Origin of the sequence: Bifidobacterium parmae (assembly GCF_002860365.1) — a bacterium.
Classification (GTDB): Bacteria; Actinomycetota; Actinomycetes; order Actinomycetales; family Bifidobacteriaceae; genus Bifidobacterium; species Bifidobacterium parmae.
Genome location: NZ_NMWT01000014.1, coordinates 1 through 5,476 on the forward strand (window position 1 = coordinate 1; position 5,476 = coordinate 5,476).

A 5,476-nucleotide genomic window follows, 5' to 3' on the forward strand; every position below is an offset into this window, starting at 1 on the left:
CCTCGCGCGCGTCGCGCGTCGCGCCGTCGTCCGCGCGCATGCGGCGCATGTCGCCGAGCGGCCGCGCCGTGCCGCGCCCGTCGCCGTCCACCGGTCGCCACGCGCGCGTCATCGTATGACCTTCAGGTATTGTTCGGCGGTCAGCAGGTCGGGTTCGTCGTCCTCCAGCTCGATCTTCATGATCCAGCCTTCGCCGTACGGATCGTCGTTGATGACGCTCGGGTCGTCGGCGACGGCCTGGTTCACGTAGCGGATCGTGCCGGCGACGGGCGCGATCAGCGGTTCGACGGCCTTCGACGATTCGAGTTCGAGGACCTCGTCGCCCGCTTCGACGCGGGTGCCGGGTTCGGGAAGGTCCACGTAGACGAGTTCGCCGAGCTTGCCGGCGGCGTACTCGGTGATGCCGACCACGGCCGGGTCGAGGGTGGTGTCCACCCACACGTGGTCGTCGGAGTATTCGAGGTGCTCGGGCACGTCGAGGTTCAGCGGCTGGTCGTCAAGTTCTTCGCTCATGGCCTCCAGCCTACCAACCCGTTGGGAACACGCCCGGATACGGGAAACCCCGCCTTGCGGATCGCGCAAGGCGGGGTTTTCGGAATCGGGGCGATGCGGGACTCAGCGGACCGGGCCGGTCGGCTGGGTGCCGACGACCTGGACGAGGGTGCCCTCCGGGCAGTTCTCGTAGATCCACTGGGCGTCCTGCTCGTACATGTTCACGCAGCCGTGGGAGCCGTGGTTGGCCGGGTCGCCGGAGGCGATGCCGCCGTAGTTCCACGTGGCGGTGTGGAAGCCCTCGCCGCCGTTGAAGTAGCTGACCCACTTCACGCCGGGCGAGAGGTACTTGCTGCCGTCGTCGTTGTAGCCGCGCATGTCCTGCACGCGGTACTTGAGGTAGATGTACCAGTTGCCGCTGTCGGTCTCGTTGCCGCCGGGGCCGCCGGTGCACACGAGGAAGCTCTTGACCTGCTCGCCGTTGTGGTAGACGACGGCGGTCTGCGAGCTCTTGTCGATGACGACGCGCCACTCGCTCTGCTTCTGCTTGACGTCGAACTTCTTGACGTCGGAGGCGACCTGCACGGTGCCGCCGTTGCCCTGCTTCAGGGCGTCGATCACCTGCTCGGCGGCGGCGTCGGTGTTCTTGATGGTCACGCCGTCGACGCCCTTGACCTGGGCGGCGACGATCACGGAGCCGTTGCCGTCGACGATGTCCTCCTGGGAGACCATGTCCTGGTTGAGCTGTCCGGGCAGCTGCTCGGACATGAACTTCTTGATGGCGGTGGTGTCGTAGGAGAGGGTGATGGAGCCCTGGTCGAGGTGGCTTTCCGTCTTGATCCAGGTGGCCACGGTGTCGGCCGGCAGCTCGAACTGCTTGGCGTCGCCGTTGGTCATCACGATCTTGTTGTTGAGGCGCTGGTTCGCGGCGTCGGCGGCCTTCTGGGCGGCGTCGAGCGCGATCGGCGCGTCGATGGTCTCGTCGGTCACGGTCACGGTCGCGGCGGTGCCGGGCTTGGCGATGGCCTGCTTGACGGCCTTGACGACCTCGCCCAGCTTCGGGGCCTTGCCGGCGCGGCCTTCGGAGGCGACGAACGCGTGCGCGTTGCCGTCGTAGGTGATGGAGGACGGCACGGCGCGTTCCGCGTCGGAGACGAGCTTGCCGGACAGGTACTCGTCGAGCACCGCGTTGTCCGGGGTGGCGGCGAGCGCCACGTCCACGTGGCCGAACGGGTTGACGCGCAGGATGTCCTCGCCGATGTTGGTGGAGGACTTCGCGTTCATGATGTCGTCGACGGTCTGGTCGACGTCGATGTCGACGCCGAGATCGGTCAGGGACGCGGTGGCGCTGGTGTTGCCGGTCGTGTCCTTGACGGTGATCGCGGAGTCCTTGACCGCCTGTTCGACGGTGGCCTTCACCTGGTCGCGGGTCTGGCCGACGACGCTGGTCGAGCCGAAGCGCACGCCGGGCGCGACCTTGTCCTGGAAGTAGGCGCGGGCGCCGAAGAACGCGGCGACGAGCGCCACGAGCAGGGCGGCCACGACGATGAGGGTGATGATGAGCGGCTTGCGCGACTTGCGCGTGGCCGCGACGGTGCCGATGTTCAGGTCCTCCGGATGCGCCGCCTCGGCGTCCATCGTGCCGGCGAGCGGCGCGGGCGCGGCCTCGGGCAGCGGCGGCATGGCCTGCGTGGTCTCGAAATCCTCACGCATAGCGCCGTATTCCGGGGCCGGCTGCTGATTGCGTTGGTCAGTCATTCGCGATCCTTAGTCTTTCACTACGCTTTCTCTCGTCCGCATATACTTCCGCGGACTGCGTTCGACTGTACATCAACACCACCCCAGCGGAGGGCCCGGAACCGCCTGCGACACCCCGAAATAGCCGTGGGCGCAACGGTTTGTGGCATATATCACTATTCGAGATATGTCGTTTCGTCACAGCTCGCGGCCGAGCCACTCCTCGATCATGTAGCGCGCGATCGTCGCCTTGCCGGGCGCGCTCATGCGACCCGTGACCAGCGCCGCCGTGTACTCGTCCGGCGTGACCCACGTCGCCTCGACGGTCTCCATGCCGTCCACGTGGACGTCGGTGGTCAGCGCGTGCGCCTTGAACGCCATCATCAGGGACGCGGGGAACGGCCACGGCTGGGAGCCGAGGTACTTGACCTCGCCGAGCCGGATGCCGACCTCCTCCATCGCCTCGCGGCGGGCCGCATGCTCGAGGTTCTCGCCGGCCTCCACGAATCCGGCGGACACCGAGTACAGCGTGGGGTTCTTCCATGCGGCGTTGTGCTGCAGGAGCGCGCGACCCTCGGAATCCACGATGATGGTGATCACGGCGGGTTCGACGCGCGGGAACAGCAGGCGGCGGCCGTCCGCGTCGTTCGTGCAGCGCTGCGCCCAGCCGCCGTTCGCGGCGGCGACGGGCGCGCCGCAGGTCGGGCAGTGGCGTTGGCGGTTGTGCCAGATGCTCAGCGTGATCGCGCTGGTCGCCTGCCCCGCCTCGCGTGCGGAGGCGTGCGGCGCGAATCCGCGCAGATCCACCCAGTCGAACCGGTCGACGGCCTGTTCGAGCAGGCTCGCGTGCGCGCCGCGGCCGGCGCCGAAGCCGAACGCGCCGCCGGCTGCGATCACGCCGCCGTTCGTGCCGTCCTCCGGCTCGTCGAACGCGTCGTCCGCGCCGCGTTCGCTGCCGTCGGCGATGCGCGCGACGCGCGTGACGTCGACGGCGACGACGTGCTCGTCGCGCCGGCCGCCGTAGCTGCCGAGGAACATGGCGACGGCCTGCGGGTGCGCGTCGAGTTCGCGCGCCACGTACGCGCCGGGGATGGTGGCGAGGCGCATCTTCACGTTCTCGTAGTCGGCGAGTTCGCCCTGGCCGCGCGGCACGGCGATCTTGCCGTCGCGCGTGAGAATCACCTTGGTCGCCGGCTCGGCGAGCGTCTCGGCGATGAGATGCGGTTCGACGCGGCGCTCGGTCTGATAGTCGATGTCGCCCTGCGCGAGCGGCAGGAACGGCAGCGCCCGCGTCAACGCCAGCGGACTGAACGACACGCTCATGCGACCACCCGCCCCATCAGGTCGACGAGCGCGGCCGCCACCGTGTCGGGGTGTTCGACGGCGCTGAAATGACCGCAGTCGGCGATCGCGGTGAACGTGGCGTTCGCGCCGATGCGCTCGGCGAGCGGGCGCATCACGCTGGGATTGGATGTGGGGTCGAGTTCGCCGGAGACGACGGCGACCGGCACGTCCATCGTCTCGGGCACGCCGGCGAGTTCGGGACGGCCGTAGGTCATGCGCTGGCGCCAGGCGAGTCCGGCGGGGTGCTGGTCGCGGATCCACGCGGTCATCGTCGCGATGAACTCCGGGGTCTTCTTGATCGTGGAGTCGCCGTCCGTGGGCTCGGCGAAGTGCATGACCGGTTCGACGGAGCCGGTGCGCTCGCACGCGTCGGAGGTTTCGAGGCGCGGCTCGCCGCCGACGCCGTCCGAGGAGGCCATCGTGTCGCACAGGGCGACGCCGGCCACGGTCTCCGGGTGGAGGCGGTACAGGTCGGTGACGAGGTAGCCGCCCATCGACAGGCCCGCCCACACGGCCTTCTCGTAGCCGTTCCGGTAGAGCAGGTCCACGTAGGATTCGGCCATGCGGTCGAGCGCGTCCGGGTAGGAGCCGTTGGCGGCGCGACGGCCGGACTCCTTGTCGTTCGGCGCGGGCGAGGCGCCGGAGCCGGGCATGTCGGGCGCCCAGATCGGGAAGGCGGGCAGACCGGCCTCGTCGGCGAGCGCGGCGATGCGGGCGGCGCACGTCTCCCACATGCGCCCGTCGACCGGATACGCGTTGACGAGCACGAGCGGGGTCCCCTCCCCCTCGCGCAGCACGCGGTTATGGATTGCAAACGTCATGATGTCAGTACTTCCTTTCTCTGTGGGAACGCATGCGCCACAGGCGCATCCCCTTCCCCGCTCCCGCCGGCGTGAGCCGTCGGAACACCCGTCTCCCGCACCGCTCCCGCTGGCGGGAGCTGTCCGGCGAAGCCGGACTGAGGGTGGTCACGCGCCGCAGTATTCGAGCGCCTTGCGCACGATGCGGTCGTGCCCGTTGGTCATCTGGTCGAGGAACGTGGCGAGCATGTCCGAGTGCGGGTCCACCCATTCCACGTCGAGCGTCTCGTCCTGCGGATGGCAGTCGCCGGCGATCGGCACCACGTAGCACAGCGCGATCGCATGCTGGCGCGGATCGTAGTATTCGCTCAGTCCGGGCGTGGGGAAGAATTCGGCGACGGTGAACGGCTGCAGGTTGACGGGCAGCATGGGCAGGGCGATGTCGCCGAGGTCCTTGGCGACGTTGCGCGCGATGGCTTCGCGCAGCGTCTCGTGGAAGAGCACGCGCCCGGAGATCAGCGCGCGTTCGACGGACCCGTCGTCGGTGACGCGCAGCAGCGAGCCGACCTGCGCGACGCGGCCGAACTCGTCGGTGCGCACGGGCACGATCTCCACGTACGCGATGGGCATCTGGCCACGGGCGCGGTTGATGTCCGCGGGGTCGAGCCATCCGGGGGGATTGCCGTGGCCGGAGCCGCGGATGAAATCCTCCGGGGTGACGTGGTCGAATTCACCGCGCGGACGGTCGGCGTCGAAGTCGCCCTCGTCCGGCACCTCATCATTCATCACTGGCATGCACCCCATTATCACGCGCCGAACTGACATGCGCCCCCGCATGCCCATATTCCCCCTCATCCCACCCCCGCTCCCGCCGGCGGGAGCTGTCCGGCTCAGCCGGACTGAGGGTGGTCCCCGCACCCCAGCGACAACCCCACCCCCGCTCCCGCCGGCGGGAGCTGTCCGGCTCAGCCGGACTGAGGGNGGTTCAACCCGGCGACNGCCCCCCCCCCCCCCCCCGCCNTCAGCCCNANCCCCCTCCCCTTGTTCCCCCCNGACGGNTTACTGGATACCGACGCAGACGCGTAACCAAACGCTTATAAGAA

At 69.1% G+C, this 5,476-nt stretch carries 5 protein-coding genes; all 5 read right to left on the reverse strand.

Annotation, left to right across the window (positions count from 1 at the left end; all coding sequences use genetic code 11):
* Window positions 1-108 precede the first annotated feature (108 nt).
* The 5 genes from gcvH to Uis4E_RS06110 all read right to left on the reverse strand — a co-directional run bounded on the left by gcvH (window position 109) and on the right by Uis4E_RS06110 (window position 5,168).
* Window positions 109-513, reverse strand: a complete 405-nt coding sequence (gene gcvH / locus Uis4E_RS06090) for a glycine cleavage system protein GcvH (protein ID WP_034529395.1) — start codon at window positions 511-513, stop codon at window positions 109-111.
* 102 nt (window positions 514-615) lie between these two features.
* Complete coding sequence (locus Uis4E_RS06095) at window positions 616-2,250, reverse strand: L,D-transpeptidase (protein ID WP_101622322.1); 1,635 nt, start codon at window positions 2,248-2,250, stop codon at window positions 616-618.
* A gap of 177 nt (window positions 2,251-2,427) precedes the next feature.
* A complete protein-coding gene (gene nudC / locus Uis4E_RS06100; RefSeq protein WP_101622323.1) occupies window positions 2,428-3,552 on the reverse strand; it encodes an NAD(+) diphosphatase in 1,125 nt (374 codons plus the stop codon).
* Complete coding sequence (locus Uis4E_RS06105; RefSeq protein ID WP_101622324.1) at window positions 3,549-4,394, reverse strand: alpha/beta fold hydrolase; 846 nt, start codon at window positions 4,392-4,394, stop codon at window positions 3,549-3,551. Before Uis4E_RS06105 ends, nudC begins: the two co-directional genes overlap by 4 nt.
* Before the next feature lie 147 nt (window positions 4,395-4,541).
* Complete coding sequence (locus Uis4E_RS06110; protein WP_101622325.1) at window positions 4,542-5,168, reverse strand: NUDIX hydrolase family protein; 627 nt, start codon at window positions 5,166-5,168, stop codon at window positions 4,542-4,544.
* Window positions 5,169-5,476 lie beyond the last annotated feature (308 nt).